At 41.6% G+C, this 15,814-nt stretch carries 17 protein-coding genes; 12 read left to right on the forward strand and 5 right to left on the reverse strand.

What is annotated here, in order from left to right; genetic code table 11:
* Positions 1-16 precede the first annotated feature (16 nt).
* From IS446_RS03070 to purD, 6 genes are all read left to right on the forward strand, one after another.
* A complete protein-coding gene (locus IS446_RS03070) occupies positions 17-1,198 on the forward strand; it encodes an O-antigen ligase family protein (RefSeq protein WP_203058506.1) in 1,182 nt (393 codons plus the stop codon).
* Complete coding sequence (locus IS446_RS03075; protein WP_203058508.1) at positions 1,195-2,256, forward strand: glycosyltransferase family 4 protein; 1,062 nt, start codon at positions 1,195-1,197, stop codon at positions 2,254-2,256. The genes IS446_RS03070 and IS446_RS03075 overlap by 4 nt, the downstream gene beginning before the upstream one ends.
* A 39-nt stretch (positions 2,257-2,295) precedes the next feature.
* Complete coding sequence (locus IS446_RS03080; protein WP_317192159.1) at positions 2,296-2,871, forward strand: putative colanic acid biosynthesis acetyltransferase; 576 nt, start codon at positions 2,296-2,298, stop codon at positions 2,869-2,871.
* Complete coding sequence (locus tag IS446_RS03085; RefSeq protein WP_203058510.1) at positions 2,861-4,105, forward strand: WcaI family glycosyltransferase; 1,245 nt, start codon at positions 2,861-2,863, stop codon at positions 4,103-4,105. Before IS446_RS03080 ends, IS446_RS03085 begins: the two co-directional genes overlap by 11 nt.
* A 71-nt stretch (positions 4,106-4,176) precedes the next feature.
* Entirely contained in the window at positions 4,177-5,529 is a 1,353-nt protein-coding gene (locus tag IS446_RS03090) for an undecaprenyl-phosphate glucose phosphotransferase (protein ID WP_203058512.1), read from the forward strand.
* 214 nt (positions 5,530-5,743) lie between these two features.
* Complete coding sequence (gene purD, locus IS446_RS03095) at positions 5,744-7,015, forward strand: phosphoribosylamine--glycine ligase (protein WP_203058514.1); 1,272 nt, start codon at positions 5,744-5,746, stop codon at positions 7,013-7,015.
* Between the two features lie 62 nt (positions 7,016-7,077).
* On the opposite strand, the gene IS446_RS03100 is transcribed toward purD, so the two are convergent.
* Together IS446_RS03100 and IS446_RS03105 are read right to left on the reverse strand one after the other, a co-directional pair.
* The gene (locus IS446_RS03100; RefSeq protein WP_235996381.1) at positions 7,078-7,425 is read right to left on the reverse strand and encodes a four helix bundle protein; all 348 of its coding nucleotides are present in this window, start codon (positions 7,423-7,425) and stop codon (positions 7,078-7,080) included.
* Between the two features lie 276 nt (positions 7,426-7,701).
* The gene (locus IS446_RS03105) at positions 7,702-7,923 is read right to left on the reverse strand and encodes a DUF6341 family protein (RefSeq protein WP_203058516.1); all 222 of its coding nucleotides are present in this window, start codon (positions 7,921-7,923) and stop codon (positions 7,702-7,704) included.
* A gap of 48 nt (positions 7,924-7,971) precedes the next feature.
* On the opposite strand from IS446_RS03105, the gene IS446_RS03110 reads away from it, so the two are divergent.
* Positions 7,972-8,895, forward strand: coding sequence for a DUF6427 family protein (locus IS446_RS03110; RefSeq protein ID WP_203058518.1), 924 nt, complete (start codon positions 7,972-7,974; stop codon positions 8,893-8,895).
* Here IS446_RS03110 and upp read toward each other — a convergent pair.
* A complete protein-coding gene (gene upp / locus IS446_RS03115) occupies positions 8,884-9,540 on the reverse strand; it encodes a uracil phosphoribosyltransferase (protein ID WP_203058520.1) in 657 nt (218 codons plus the stop codon). The genes IS446_RS03110 and upp overlap by 12 nt on opposite strands.
* 114 nt (positions 9,541-9,654) lie before the next feature.
* On the reverse strand, positions 9,655-10,284 hold the full coding sequence (locus tag IS446_RS03120; RefSeq protein ID WP_203058521.1) for a DUF502 domain-containing protein: 630 nt from the start codon (positions 10,282-10,284) through the stop codon (positions 9,655-9,657).
* A 311-nt stretch (positions 10,285-10,595) separates the two neighbouring features.
* Between IS446_RS03120 and IS446_RS03125 the strand changes: the two genes are divergently transcribed.
* Both IS446_RS03125 and IS446_RS03130 read left to right on the forward strand, forming a co-directional pair.
* A complete protein-coding gene (locus tag IS446_RS03125; protein WP_203058522.1) occupies positions 10,596-11,201 on the forward strand; it encodes a DUF4254 domain-containing protein in 606 nt (201 codons plus the stop codon).
* Between the two features lie 32 nt (positions 11,202-11,233).
* Positions 11,234-11,971, forward strand: coding sequence for a glycosyltransferase (locus IS446_RS03130; protein WP_203058523.1), 738 nt, complete (start codon positions 11,234-11,236; stop codon positions 11,969-11,971).
* 103 nt (positions 11,972-12,074) lie between these two features.
* Here the strand turns inward: IS446_RS03130 and IS446_RS03135 are convergent, their stop codons facing one another.
* Positions 12,075-13,127, reverse strand: coding sequence for a ferredoxin--NADP reductase (locus IS446_RS03135; protein WP_203058524.1), 1,053 nt, complete (start codon positions 13,125-13,127; stop codon positions 12,075-12,077).
* Between the two features lie 117 nt (positions 13,128-13,244).
* On the opposite strand from IS446_RS03135, the gene IS446_RS03140 reads away from it, so the two are divergent.
* Genes IS446_RS03140 through IS446_RS03150 form a run of 3 tightly spaced genes read left to right on the forward strand, consistent with a single transcriptional unit; the run spans position 13,245 to position 15,810 of the window.
* Positions 13,245-13,583 carry a PadR family transcriptional regulator gene (locus IS446_RS03140; RefSeq protein WP_203058525.1) on the forward strand — a complete coding sequence of 113 codons (339 nt, stop codon included), beginning with the start codon at positions 13,245-13,247 and terminating at the stop codon, positions 13,581-13,583.
* Positions 13,580-14,287, forward strand: coding sequence for a hypothetical protein (locus IS446_RS03145; RefSeq protein WP_203058526.1), 708 nt, complete (start codon positions 13,580-13,582; stop codon positions 14,285-14,287). Before IS446_RS03140 ends, IS446_RS03145 begins: the two co-directional genes overlap by 4 nt.
* A 50-nt stretch (positions 14,288-14,337) precedes the next feature.
* Complete coding sequence (locus IS446_RS03150; RefSeq protein ID WP_203058527.1) at positions 14,338-15,810, forward strand: DUF5687 family protein; 1,473 nt, start codon at positions 14,338-14,340, stop codon at positions 15,808-15,810.
* Positions 15,811-15,814: the final 4 nt, after the last annotated feature.

Raw genomic sequence — 15,814 nt, forward strand, 5'->3', positions numbered from 1 at the left:
ACTTTCCATATTGGTGATGAGTTCCATTTTATTGCCTTTTAATTTTAGACCTTATATAATTGCAATATTTGGTATTGGGGTAATTCTTCATATCATTGCAAATCGTCGAGCCTGGGATAAGGGCTTTTTTATTGTAAATTCGTCAATTTTTCTTGTTTTAGTAATTAGTCTGTTGTACAGTGCAGATTTTCATTATGGGTTAAAAAAGTTAGGTACAATGTTGCCTTTACTGGTTTTCCCATTTTTATTTTCTTTTTTGATAAAGAACAATGACTTAACAATGTATGTTAGGGAAAATCATTTTAGAATAGTGATTTTCTTTCCAATATTTGTTTTGATTTTTAATTCTGTTTTTTTTTCATGGTTTGTTCTGACTGAATTCACATTTTCTGAGACTATAAAGCACTATGCATACTTGGTAGATAATAAGTTGGGGGATTATAATATTCACTCAATCTATCTTTCATGTCATATTGGGATTTCAATATTAATATTAGGGTTTTATATTTTGGACGATAGATTTAAAACGATCCAGAAGATTTTTTGGTTTGTGCTGATCTGCTTTTTGTTAATGTTTTTAATAATCCTTAATAAGAAAGGTCCTGTTCTTTCCCTGTTAATAACATTATTAGGTTTAATAATATTTTTAAAACGTAGAAAAGTTGTTCTTTTTTACTCAGCTATCTTGATTTTGATTATGTCGATATCAACGATTGCGATAATTTCAGACGCAGATAGAGTTCAGCGATATAGAGAGTTGCTTGAAATAAATTATTCTGAGCATACTGGTGGTTTAGATTCAACCTCCATTAGATTGTCCATTTATCAATGTGCATTGAATTTATTTAAATCGAATCCTATTTTTGGCGTAGGTGTAGGGGATACAAAAGACAAGTTGTTGAATTGCTATAATGAGTCGGGTTATGATGATAGATTCACCATTGAGGCATACAATACCCACAACCAATATCTTAGTGTGCTTTTGTCATCTGGATTAATCGCACTTATTGTTATTGTTGGCATGTATTTTAAATTATTGCAGTATTCAGTACGTAATAGTAACATAATGTTATTTATATTTTTATGTTTTTACTTGGTTGAGATGTTGACTGAAAATTTGTTAGAGCGCCAGGATGGAGTGTTTTATTTTTCATTTTTCATCTGCTTTTCGCAACTTCTTAATACACCAAAAAAATGAAGAAAATTTTGATTATAGGTCCCTTGGAGGAGCCAATTACAGGGGTAACTGTGTCCAATGATTTGGTCTTAACCATTTTAGATGAAAGAGGTATTTGTTCGGGTAAGATTAATATGTCGATAAAGTCATTTGAGGGAGATTTTGGAACATTTTCCTTTAAAAAAATGATACATTTTATAACGAAATGGTTTCAGGCTTTTAAGATTATTTATTGTGACACTATTTATATAACCCCAGGACAAACTTTTAGTGGGATTTTGAAATATGCACCATATATAATTATGGCAAGGATTTTAGGTAAGAAAGTAGTAACTCATATCCATGGGAATATTCTTCAATTCACTTATAGCCAAAGCAATGTGGTTAAAAAATCATTTATGAAATTTCTGCTAGGTCAAAGTCACCGGGGGATAGTGTTATCCGAATCGCTTAAGAAGAACCTTGAATTCGCTATTAATGAAAGTCGAATTCATTGTTTGTCTAATTTTGTGACAGATGATATTGTTTTTGATGAAAATGAAATTAAATGTAAAGATTTCAACGTTCCCAAAATTATTTTTTTAAGTAATCTAGTAGAGGGGAAAGGAGTTTTTGTTTTACTAGAAGCTTTAAAAATCATTGAAAGTCTGGGGGTTGAGTATGAATGTCAGTTGGCTGGTAATATCGATGTAAATCATCGCGAAGAGTTGTTGAGAAGTATTAATGATCTAAAACACACTCGCTATCTTGGCGTTGTGAAGGGTAGGGTTAAAAGGGAACTTTTATTATGGGGAAATATTTTCGTTCTTCCTGCATTGCAAGTGGAGGGGCTTCCAATTTCTATTTTGGAAGCAATGTCCTCGGGATGCATGGTTGCAACCACTACACAAGATTCATTGTCAGACTTGTTTTCGAATGAAGAGTTAAAATATATCGAAAGAGGCTCAGTAGAATCCATTGTTGATTTGGTAAAGGAATTTCGATGGACTGAAGATTCTGCATTGAGAAATAACCATCATGTTAACTTAAATTTTACGGAAGAGCATTTTCAAGATCAATTATTGGAGATAATTCATTAATTCTGAATTTAAGTTAGAAATGGTAATAAGAAGGATGATTTGAAAGATCAAAGAAATATTGTTTATCAGGATTTGAAGTTGAACCGTACTCCAAAGGATTTTAGGGGGAGGTCTAAAGTTTATGTTCAATTGTGGTGGATTGTTCAGGCATTGCTCTTCAATCCTTCCCCTCAGGTGTTTTACAGATGGAGAAATTGGCTTTTACGACGTTTTGGTGCGAGTATTGGTAAAGGTGTATTAATACGTCCATCTGTAACTGTCACTTATCCCTGGAAGCTTTCTATAGGGGATTATAGCTGGATAGGAGATGATGTCACGTTATATACTCTGGGAGAAATCAAGATAGGAAGTAACAGTGTGGTGTCTCAAAGATCCTATTTGTGCGCTGGATCTCACGATCACAAGAAGATTGATTTTCCATTAACCAATGAGCCCATAACGATAGAGGATGAATGTTGGGTTGCCACCGATGTATATATAGCCCCAGGTGTTTGCATTGGAAAGGGCACAATAGTTGGAGCGCGAAGTAGTGTTTTTAAGTCACTTCCAGGTGGTAATATATGTGTAGGGTCCCCTGCTAGAATTATTAAGGAGAGAAAAGGATATGATGATTAAAAATGTAACGATAATCGGAATTAATTTTTATCCCGAGGATACTGCAATTGGCCTTTATTCAACAGGAATGGCTAAACATTTCCAAAATGAATCCTGCAATGTAAATGTCGTAACCGGATTTCCATACTATCCAGCCTGGAAGATTTCTGAGGAGTACAGATTCAAAAAAAGGTACCTGGAAGAGAATATTGATGGTATAACCATTTATAGATATAAACAGTATGTTCCTAAGAAGCCGACATTTATCTCTCGGATTTTCCACCTTCTGGACTTCACTTTTGGGAGTATACGTAATGTATTTAAAATTGATAGGACAGATTTGATCATTGTCATTGTTCCCTTTACGAGCTCTTTGTTGCTTGGGACGTTATTAAGGTATCTTAAAGGAGGGAAGTTATGGGTTCATGTGCAGGATTTTGAGTTTGATGCGGCTTCTCAGGCAGGGTTGTCCAATGGCCAAGGCAGTAGGTTGAGAAAAGGGATCTTCAATATGTTGTTCAAATTGGAAAAATTTCTTTTTTCAAAAGTGGATGGCGCCAGTACGATTAGCTTCGCGATGCTCAAAAAGCTTCGCGCTAAAACTGGTCTTACTGATGATAGACTACTGTATTTTCCAAATTGGGTTGATCCTTCCGAAATAAATCCTAACCAAGCAAGACCACATGATTATTTTAATAAGGATAAATTCAACATTCTTTATTCGGGGAATATTGGTGAAAAGCAGGATTGGCAATTATTTGTTGACTTTGTTAAAAGGTTGGATACCAAGCTGTTTAATGTTGTTCTTGTAGGCGATGGGGCGAAGCGAGAATGGGTCCGGGAGGAAATGTCCAATTTAACTAATATTCAATATCATCCACCGGTACCTTTTGAAGATTTAAACGATTTACTGTGTGGAGCAGATTTGCATATTTTATTTCAGAAAGCGGAAGTTATAGACTCTGTAATGCCTTCAAAATTGTTAGGTATGTTTGCCAGTGGAGTTCCGTCTTTAGTTACCGGTAATAAGGAGTCTGAGGTTGCTTCAATTTTTGAAAAGTCACAATGTGGTTATTATGACTCTACCGGAGAGATATATCCTTTAATTGACTTTGCCAATAAACTTCAAAGAGATTTAAGTTATAAGGAAGAGCTAGGTTTAAATGCACGAAGATTCATTATTAAAAACTTTTCTTCTCAGGAAATTCTAAATGCTTATTCGTCAGAGATAGAAAGTTTATTTAGCTCCCCCTAAAAAAGCTAATAGCGATTTTAATGCTTCTACAATTTGACTTACTTTTGCGAAATAAACCTACATCCTAACCAATGTTTCATAAACAAGGGAGATATTCCGGATTGCTAAAACCCGTTTCCTATATCATAGATCTCACCATTATTCTTGGTTTAGCCTATGTCCTGCCCTTGAAGTTGAGATATCCATTGCTTATCCTGGCGTATTTGGCCTTTACTTGGGTGATCATATCGGTTAAGAATGAGTTCTATCAGGTACAGCGTTATGCTAAGGTGTCGCGGGTTTTCTCTCTGTTATTCCGCCAGTTCGTTATTTTCTTTGTGGTGCTCTATGGCTTCATAGGGTTCTTTAAAGAGCATATGGTAAGCCGCTTGTTACTTGCGCAGTACTTCGCACTTTCTTTTTTTTTGGTCGCCTTTTTTAAGATCTTGATGTATTATCTCCTGCAGCGCTATCGAAGGGCTCTTGGAGGCAACTTCAGAAACACACTGGTGGTTGGAAGTAACGTCAAGTCTGAGCAGCTTATCAATATCTTTAAGGATAGGCCTGAGTTTGGTTTTGTATTTAAAAAGCAGTTCAAGCCCGGTTCGAGATCATTTAAGGTTGAAGAGCTTATAGCTTATGCTGAAAGTGAAGAGATCGATGAGATCTACTGCTCGGTGGCAGAGCTAAATAACGAAGATCTGGGTGATATCGTTGACTATGCAGATAACAATCTGAAGGTGGTTAAATTCATCCCGGACAATAAGTTTATCTACAACCGTCGTCTCAAATTTGAATACTACGATTACCTGCCGGTACTGTCCTTGAGAGATATTCCGCTTGATGAATCGATTAATTACGGATTGAAAAGAGTCTTCGATGTGGTTTTCTCACTTCTGGTTATTGTCTTTATACTATCCTGGCTGGTGCCTTTAATGGGCTTACTGATCAAAATGGAATCTAAAGGTCCGATTTTCTTTAAACAGAAGCGTCATGGTATCAACGGAGGTGAATTTCAGTGCTATAAGTTCCGTTCTATGGGGGTTAATAAGGATGCCGATAAGGCGCAAGCCACCAAGAACGATATGAGGGTAACCAAGATCGGAAACTTTATGCGCAGAACAAGTATCGATGAATTGCCTCAGTTCTTTAATGTGCTCTTCGGACAAATGTCTGTAGTAGGCCCTCGTCCGCACATGGTTTACCACACCGAGCTATATGGCGATCTTGTAGACAAATACATGGTACGTCACTTTGTGAAGCCTGGGATTACCGGCCTGGCGCAGGTTCGTGGTTATCGTGGAGAGATCTCCAAGGATAGCGATATCATCAACCGTGTACGACTGGACATTTTCTATGTGGAGAACTGGTCTATGGCACTGGACTTCAAGATCATTATTGATACCGTACTCAACGTCTTCCGCGGAGAGGAGAATGCATATTAGGGTGAAGGTGTAAAGAGGTAAAGGGATAATGGATATTTGTGATTCAGGCCTGAGGATGCTTTTTTCATACCTGCATACCTGCGTACCTGCGTAACTGCGTACCTGCGTAACTGCGTAACTGCGTAACTGCGTAACTGCGTAACTGCGTAACTTAAAATCGCTATCTTTGCTGCGTTTTATAAAACGAACTAATCCATACGTAAATCATCATTTCATGAACATTCTTGTACTCGGTTCCGGAGGACGTGAACACACCCTAACCTGGAAGATCGCTCAAAGTAATCACGTTGATCATCTATTTGTAGCTCCCGGAAATGCAGGCACAGCTGCTATCGCGAATAACGTGCCTGTATCTCCCAACGATTTTGAAGCTGTAAAGGAACTGGTTGTTAATGAAAACATCGATATGGTGGTTGTCGGACCTGAAGATCCGCTGGTACAGGGAATCTACGATTACTTCCAGGAACAGGAGGAGTTAAAAGGAGTGCATGTGATCGGTCCGTCAAAGACCGGAGCGATCCTCGAAGGAAGTAAAGAGTTCGCTAAAGAATTTATGTCAAGACATAACATTCCTACCGCGGCCTACCAAAGTTTTACCTCGGATAGTCTCGAAGCGGGTTATGCTTTTCTGGAAACACTCAAGGCACCGTATGTATTGAAAGCCGACGGACTCGCAGCCGGGAAAGGGGTGCTTATTATTGATGATATTGAAGAGGCAAAAGCCGAACTAAAAAATATGCTGGTCGATGCCAAGTTCGGACAGGCTAGTGCCAAGGTGGTGATCGAGGAGTTCCTTAGTGGGATCGAACTCAGTGTATTCGTGCTTACCGATGGTCGTGACTATCTGATCCTGCCTACAGCTAAAGATTACAAACGTATTGGCGAAGGCGACACCGGACTCAATACCGGGGGTATGGGGGCTATTTCACCGGTACCTTTCGCCGATGCCGAATTCATGCAGAAGATCGAAGAGCGCATCGTTAAACCTACCGTAGACGGCTTTAAAAAGGATAATATCACCTATAAAGGATTTGTTTTCATCGGACTCATTAAAGTCGATGGAGAGCCTTATGTGATCGAATACAATGTTCGTATGGGTGACCCGGAGACCGAGGTGGTGATCCCTAGGATCAAGAATGATATCGTAGACCTGTTCCTTGCAACTGCTAATGGGAGCCTGGCCGATAAGACCCTGGAGATCGATGAGCGTGCTGCCACCACGATAATGGCAGTTTCCGGAGGGTATCCCGAGGCGTATGAAAAAGGTAAGGAGATCGTCGGACTTGAAAATGTGAAAGACAGTATCGTGTTCCACGCCGGAACAAAGCAAGAAGGAGATAAAGTAGTCACCTCAGGTGGTCGGGTCATCGCCTTCACTTCGTTTGGTGACGACTTCAGAGAAGCGCTTAAAACCTCATACGACAGCCTGAACAAGGTGTGTTTTGACGGGATCTATTACCGCAAGGATCTTGGGTTTGATCTTTAAAATGGCCAAGCCATTTTAAAGATCTGTTATGGGCTAGGAGTTAGGAGCTAAGGGTTGTTAGCTTATTGAACGGCTTTAATGAGGTTGATTAACATTCTTCTAATTGAGGTTATTCTACTAGTTAAGTGCTCTGAATATTCAGCATAACCAAGATCAGCTGCAATTTCAAGTTGAGTATCTAGTTCGGCAAGAGATCCTAATGAAATGTATAGAAACCTACAAAGTTCTTTATTTCCTTTTCGTGCAGACCCTTCTGCAATGTTTGAAGGAATCGAAATAACACTTCTTCTAATTTGGCTTTGTAGAGCGTATTGCTCATGTTGAGGAAAGTCTTTGGTGTGCATGTAAACAATGCTTACTAATTCTTTTGAACTTTTCCATACTCTAAGGTCTTTATGTGTTGTGATCATTATTCATCTCATTTTCAACATAATATAGAAAAAATTCTATACATTTCATTCTGAATAGTTTTAATTCTACCTCAAGTTTTCTAAATCCAAAACTTTTAAATTAGCCCTTAGCCCTTAGCCCTTAGCCCTTAGCCCTTAGCCCTTAGCCCTTAGCCCTTAGCCCTTAGCCCTTAGCCCTTAGCCCTTAGCCCTTAGCCCTTAACTTATAACCACAAAAAAACCCCAAAGCCTTTCGACCTCGGGGTTCTTTCCAAAAATTGTATTGTTGAGAAACGCTTACAGGTAAGAGTGCCCTGTTACGTCTTTTCTTTCTTCGTTATTGTCGTTAAATTTCTTTAACTGCCCCATCCAGTATACGAATGCTACAGAACCGATCAACATAAAGATCCAGTTGAGGGTGTTGGCACCCCACCAGCTGTCCATTCCTCTCAAAGCGTGAAGCGGAGCGAAAAGATAATCTTCAAATAAGGTCTGTATACCGTAGAAAAAATCTGCCATGACTAAAAGATATATTAAATTTACCCCGCAAACATACAAAAAGCCTCCATGATTTCAAGCATTTTTGGAAGAACTAAACCGATAAACTATATCTTTCTTGCGCTTTTTGGCCTCATCTTTCTTGTTTGCTATTTTTTGATTGCGGCTCCCGATGTTTTTTCTTTGGCTCAGCTGCCCGGTATCGCCCTGAATATCTTCCTGGTATTGTTTACCATGATGCTGGTCGAGTTCATCAACCGAAAGAACGACCTCACCAGGGATAACACCTACCTGAGTTTTCTTTTTCTGACCTTTCTCTGCATGTTTCCGCGGATCTTCGCCGATCTCAACGCGGTTATCGCACATATTTTTATCCTGCTGGCGTTCCGCAGAGTCATTAGCATTCGCAGCGGCCAGGATGTACGCCTAAAGATCTTTGATGCTGCCCTATGGGTTTTTGTGGCCACCCTGTTGTACAGTTGGTCTGTGGTCTTTCTTTTATTGGTCTTTGCCGGAATATTTCTTTACGGAGTGAATTACTATAAGAATCTTCTGGTGCCTCTGGTGGCACTGGTGGTTGTGGCCATCCTGGCCATCACCTTTAATCTTTGGACCGGCCAGGGCCTGCAATGGGCAACCTACTTTGATCTTACGCCTACCTTTACCCTGGATAAATACGATTCTTTGCGGTTTTTGGTGCCGGTTATTTTAATGGCCTGCTTGGGAATCATAGGGCTTACGGCGTATTTTGTAGGGGTTGGTCGTAAATCGTATAAAGCCCGAATTCCGGGATGGCTTATCCTGTTCTTTTTTGCCCTGGCTGTATTACTGGTAGCACTCGTAGAAAGCGCCAATACTTCAGAACTGATCTTTGTGGCCTTTCCCCTCTGTGTAATGATCGTTAATTACCTGGAAAGCCTGGAGCGAAAGTGGATAAGAGAGGTAGTCCTTTGGCTGTTTCTGCTGCTACCGTTAGTGGCATTATTTCTGTAGTTTTTCTCCAAAGGCCAGGTCCCCGGCATCTCCCAGCCCGGGTACAATATAGGCGTAGTCGTTGAGTTCCGGATCAATATCTCCCACCCACAGTCGTGTTTCCGGCGGAAAATGCTTTGCGATATAATCTACGCCTTCCTGTGAGGCGATAGCAGTTACCAAATGAATTTCTTTGGGAAGTCCGACTTTCGTAAGGGCTTCAAAAGTAGCCACCAGTGAGTGTCCGCTGGCCAGCATAGGGTCGGCGAGAATGAGAACCTTCTTGTCGAGATCGGGACTGGCGAGGTATTCTACGATGATCTCAAATTCGGTGTCGCTTGTGTGATAGCGGTAAGCTGAAATAAAGGCGTTCTCTACCCAGTCAAAATAATTGAGGATCCCCTGGTGTAATGGAAGTCCGGCCCTTAATACCGAACAGATCACGATCTTGTCCTGAAGGTTTTGTGCATGTTTAACCCCCAATGGCGTGACAATGTCTTCTTCCTGAAAATGAAGATGCTTGCTGAGCTCATAACTGAGGATCTCTCCGATGCGTTCCAGATTTCGTCGAAACCGCATGGAATCTTTTTGGATCTCTTGATCTCTTAGCTGGTTCAGGTAATTGTTTAGTATGGAAGGCGCTTTTGCCAGATGATGGATCTTCATGTTCTAAATTTAGGTATTTCTGCTGTTTTATGAGCTGCAATTTCCAGCTGGCTAAGGCTGTTTTCATGATCTATGGGCGTCAGGGAATCCCGTGTGCTGTCATTAACTCCTGATTCAGGATTCCATAGCCTCATTATCCGTTGCTTCCTGGGTAGGTTTTAAGGCGTCGTATTTTTCAGATCCTGCCCCTAATTGCTGCAGCGTACTAATAACTTCTTTGGGGGTCATGTCGAGCTTTATAATTCGTGAGGGATCTACATATATTACAGATCCGGACCACGGATTAGGGGCGCCGGGGAGGTATACGACTACACGGCCTTTTTTGGTGCGTTCGATCTCAAAGCCTACCTGCGCATTATCGTCAAATTCAGCCAGTACAGGCAGGAAGTTCTCTGCAGCCTTCTCATTGCTTTTGAATCCGTCGGTTATCCCTTTGACAAAACGGTATCCCGGCAGATTGATCAGCACCTTGTTTTCAATGACACTCTGAAGCTTTTTAAGGTTTTTAGCGTTTGCCGCCAAACCCGCCAGGAAGCAAAGCACTAAAATAGCCATGATTGCAAGGATGTTGGCCAGGGCTACACCGCCAACCCGTTCTATAGGGATTAATTTACCCAGCGGTTCGGCAACCCTCAGCATGATCTGAAATGCCTTGGTGAGGATGATGAAGATCAAAACAAAAGGTATTAAAAAGAGTATACCTCCAATGATGGTGGTTTTTAGGAATTCGAACATCTTACTCATAATGGTCAGGCTTTAATTGGAGGGTGTAAATAATTTAATATCAGAAAGTTATGAATTATTACTGAATATTTTGTATTTGCATGGCTTACAGCTTGATAGGAGGTGAACGCTCGAATGCCGTTGGATTTTCAATGATGTCTCTTGCCTTTTTTTGCAGCCTGTTTACAAGTTTGAAATATGGTGCGGTTTTTATTGCTTTTACGTTGCGTGTAATTGGGGTGGTATGCCTGGTATGATCATGTGGTTTTGCGCCTTGTTTCCTGTGAACACATCGGTTAAATTGCCTATCTTTACCGACAAATTACAAGCCTATGTTTAGCGAATTTGCTTTCAAGATATTTGACGAGAGTATTGAGAAATACCACGTAAAAGACGATGTTTATCAATCGTTCGAAAACCCATACCCAAAAGACCAGATCGAGCACCTGCTTTACCGCAAGAATTGGATCGATACTGTACAATGGCACTACGAAGATATTATCAGAGATCCTGAGATCGACCCGGTAGCCGCTCTTGACCTTAAGCGCAAGATCGATGCTTCGAACCAGGACCGTACCGATATGGTAGAATATATCGACAGTTTTTTTCTGAATAAGTACAAGGACGTAACTCCTGAAGAAGGGGCTACCATTAATTCTGAAAGTCCGGCATGGGCTATCGATCGTTTGTCGATCCTCGCCCTTAAGATCTACCATATGCAGGAGGAAGTAGACCGTGAAGGCGCTTCTGAAGATCACAAAGCTAAATGTGAAGCGAAGCTGAATGTTTTGCTGGAGCAGAAGAAGGATCTTTCTACGGCTATCGATCAGCTGTTGGCCGATATTGAGAGTGGCAAGAAATACATGAAGGTGTATAAGCAGATGAAGATGTACAACGACGAAGAGCTTAACCCTGTGCTTTACAAGAATAAGAAATAATCTGACCTTTCGGTCGTACAATCACTGCTGATATGGCACAAGACAAGAATATTCACATCTTCTGCATGAAATGGGGAACCCTCTACGGGCCGGAGTATGTGAACCGTTTGCACGCTATGGTAAAGCGCAATCTAACCCTCCCTTTTACCATGGTTTGTTTTACCGACAACGAGGAAGGGATCGATAAAGACGTAAAGTGCTTTCCAATTCCTGAGATCGATATTCCCGGAAACCTTCCGGAGCGTATGTGGAAGAAGCTCACCACACTTAAAGAGGACCTCTACGGACTCGAAGGAACGGCGCTTTTCCTGGATCTCGATATCGTGATCGTAGACAATATCGATTGCTTCTTTGAAGATGATGCACCGTTCCGAATTATTAAGGATCATTCATGGAGAACCTGGAGAATAACCGGGAACTCTTCGGTATACCGCTTCGAGATCGGAAAACACGGATATGTTTTTGATTACTTCACCAAGAATTTTGACCAGATCAGAAAGGATCATCGTAACGAACAGGAATACCTTACCTGGGCGGTTCATGAAAAGGGATATTTGAACTACTGGCCCAAAGAGTGGTGCCCGAGTTTTAAATACGATTGTGTTTCGCGATTCCCCCTGGCCTTCTGGAAGAAGCCGGAGATCCCGGAAGGGTCTAAGATCATTATCTTCCACGGAGAGATCAATCCGCATAAAGCCATTGAAGGCGGCCGCGGAAAATGGTACCGATATGTAAGACCGGCACCTTGGGTAGCCGACTATTGGAAATAAAAAAAAGGGAAGCACAATGCTTCCCTTTTTTAGTTATAACGTTATGAGGTTAAAAAGGTTATGATGCATTAAACCCGTCTTTCCTCTTTCCTCTTGACTCTGATTAAACATCATCGTAATCGAGCGCAAGCGTACTCGTGGTAGGGTGTGCTTGGCAGGTAAGGATCAATCCTTCTTCTAACTCGCTGTCGGTGAGGATCTGATTTTTGACCATTTCTGCCTTTCCTTCGGTTACCCTCGCAATACAGCTGGAGCATATGCCGCCTTGGCATGAGTAAGGGGCATCGATATCTTCTTTAAGTACGGCGTCGAGCACACGCTCTTTTTTATCCATTACCAGAGCGTACTCTTCATCATCTACGACAACAGTGACTTTAGTTTTTCCTTCCGGGAGATCACCGGTAACCTCGGCAGTATCTTCTCCGGAGGTAAAGAGTTCGAATTTCACAGCATCTTTAGCAATACCACCGCTTACCAAGGCATCAGAAACATTGTTGATCATGGTTTCCGGACCACAGAGGTAGAACAGGCAGTCTTGCGGCTTTTCAACTTTGTTCTTGAGAATATAGTTTACTGTAGAACGCTCAATGCGGCCAAAGAGGGCATCCTCATTCTGTTCGCGGCTGTAAACGAATTGTACCTGGAAACGATCCTTGTATTGCTTCGCCATTGCTGCGATCTCCTTATGGAACATGGTTTCTTCCAGCTTCTTGTTTCCATACACCAGGATAAAGTTCTTATCGGTTTCCGATAGCACCGAGTGCATAATGCTCATGATCGGAGTGATCCCGCTTCCCGCAGCAAAAGCCACTACCGTTTCGGCCTCGTCCTTCGAAGCATCAAAAGTGAATCGGCCTTCCGGTGGATGAACTTCAAGTTGTACACCTGCTTTGAGTTCATCATTGGCGTATTTAGAGAAGAGTCCGTCGTGGATCTTTTTGATCCCTACCGATAGTTGCTCTGCATTTGCAGCCGAACAGATCGAATAGGAGCGACGTATCTCCTCTCCATTGATGCGGGTTTTAATGGTGATGTATTGCCCGGGAGTAAAAGCAAATTCTTCTTTTAAGGCTTCCGGAAGTTCGAAAGTCACCTTTACAGCATTGGGGGTTAGCCGTTCTATATGCTCGACATTTAGATGTTTGTACTTATCCATTCGGTAAAATTTTTTTCAAAAATAAGGATTGTAAAGAAGTCTTTCGTCTGACTTTCTGATTTTTATACCTAAATTATTTAGGTATGACGGGTCGATTTACTAGATTGTGAGTGTTTTATGGATAAATGGAAGTTGTATAAAGGGAGTTTAGACACGATCGTGTTGCAATTATTGGGGCAGAATGACCGCATGTATGGCTATGAGATCACCCAAAAGGTGAAAGAGGTTACTGAAGGCGAACTCGAGATCAAGGAAGGAGCACTTTATCCTGCTTTACATCGCCTGGAGGCAAAAGGCTTGTTGGAGGTCGAGGTGGATCATGTGGGTAACCGAATGCGTAAATACTACAAGCTTACCGAGCAGGGATTACGTGAAAAGGACAATGCTTTGCAACAACTGGAAGATTACCTCTCAACGATGAAAAAACTTATTGACCCTAATATTTCATTCGGATGATCACATTGGAACAAAAACATATCGACCACCTGTACGATTTTGTGCGGAGGCACTTCGTGCCCTATTACGACCTGCAAACCGAGCTGGTAGATCACCTGGCCTCGGGGATCGAAAAATTATCGGAGGAGCATCCCGGGAAATCCTTTGAACAGCTTCTCGATATAGAATTCAGGAAGTTTGGAGTACACGGATTTGAAGATGTGGTTGCGAAAAGAGCGAATGCCCTGTCGAAAGAGTATTACCGGTTGGCATTAGAACGGGTGGCCGGTTATTTTAAGTGGCCGGTGATCCTCCAGAGTCTTTTCTACGGGGTGCTATGCTATTTTACGCTTACAGTTATCGATAGCCAATGGCTTCCGATGGCATTTTATGTTTTCATTATTGCAGTTGCGATTGCCGGGGTTGTGCGGCTTTGGAGACAAAAAAAACAAAGGGAACGTAAGTATTCAAGGAAGTGGCTTCTGCAGGAGATCATTTTTAATGGTGGTGGTGGAGGGGTAGCGATCCTACAGCTGCCACTGCAGTTACTTTTGTTCTTTGTTAATCATGGCAGTGAACGGATAGAGTTGCTGTGGTTTCGCCTTTTGGTTGCTGTGAGTGTAGTGGTTCTTTTCAGAATAGTGCAAGTAGTTTGCTGGGTGATCCCAGACCAGATCGATTCCATCCTTGAAGAACGCTATAAAACTTATAAATTTTCAGATTAGTGTAACATTTTACCGGAAATGAACACTAACCTTTTGCAAACCATCAACCTATGCTTAAAACCTTTATTTCCCTACAGTGGAAGTCCTTTTTCCGTGCGGCCTCTTTTCAGACCAACCTGGCCATCAAGATCCTCATGGGCTTTCTTGCCCTGTACTTTATCGTGATCTTTACAGCCTTAGGGACATTCTCTTTTCACATCATTAAAGATCAATTAAATGAAGATCCCTTGCGGGTGGTCAATAAGATCCTGATCTTTTACCTGATCGCAGATCTTGTTATTCGATACCTGCTTCAACGCATGCCTGTTGTGAATATCAAACCCCTATTGGCATTGCCTTTCAGCAAGAATAAGATCGTACATTTTAGCCTCTGGAAGACAGTTATTTCTTTCTTCAATGTTATTCACGCCTTCTTCTTCCTGCCCTTTTTTATTGTTTTACTTGTTGAAGGGTATCCGCCCATACAGGCCACAGCCTGGTTCGTGATGGTAACCGCCCTTATCTATTCCAATAACTTCATCAATATCTTCCTTAATGATGTTGATAAGGTGTTTTATGCGGCATTAACCATCGTTGCTGTTTTTGCAGGACTCATGTATTACGGGGTATTCGATATCACCAAATTCATTGCTCCTGTATTCGATTGGGTATATGATCATCCGCTATGGGTGGTAATTCCGGTAGGAGTACTTGCCGGTTTGTATTATACGGCTTTCCGCTACTTTAAGAATAGGCTTTATCTGGATGACGGATTGCAACGTAAGACACAGGAGGCGACTTCTGAAGATCTCTCCTGGCTTAACCGCTTCGGGAGTCTTGCCGTATTCCTGAAGAACGACATAAAGCTGATCAAAAGAAATAAGCGCTCGCGCACCTCGGTGCTTATGAGTGTGTTCTTTTTGTTTTACGGATTCCTGTTCTTTTCCGGCGGATTAGAAGTGTACGAGGGGCCGATATGGCGCATCTTCGCCGGTATATTTGTGACTGGCGGATTTTTATTCACCTTCGGACAGTTCGTGCCCAGTTGGGACAGTTCGTATTATCCGCTCATGATGAGCCAGAACATTAAATACCGCGATTACCTCAATAGTAAATGGTGGCTCATTGTGATCGGGACGATCATTTCTACGATTCTGGCTTCTTTCTACCTGTATTACGGGTGGGAAGTATATCTCGCCATCGTTGTTTCGGCCATCTATAACCTGGGCGTTAATTCACATATGGTGCTTTGGGGCGGGGCGTATATCAAAACCCCTATCGATCTGACCTCGGCTAAAAGGGCCTTTGGCGATAAACAGGCTTTTAACCTAAAAACCATGCTGTTCACTATTCCGAAACTCGTACTGCCCCTGGCACTTTATGGGGCCGGACATTATACCCTCGGGCCTAACTTTGGATATTTCCTGGTGGCCCTGGCGGGAATCATCGGATTCGCCTTTAAAGACAAGGTGTTTAACCTGATCGAAAAGGTTTATAAGAATGAAAAATACAAAACGCTCGTAGCATATAAACAAAACTCCTAATTCA

The sequence above is a fragment of the Robertkochia sediminum genome, assembly GCF_016786255.1.
Lineage (GTDB): Bacteria > Bacteroidota > Bacteroidia > Flavobacteriales > Flavobacteriaceae > Robertkochia > Robertkochia sediminum.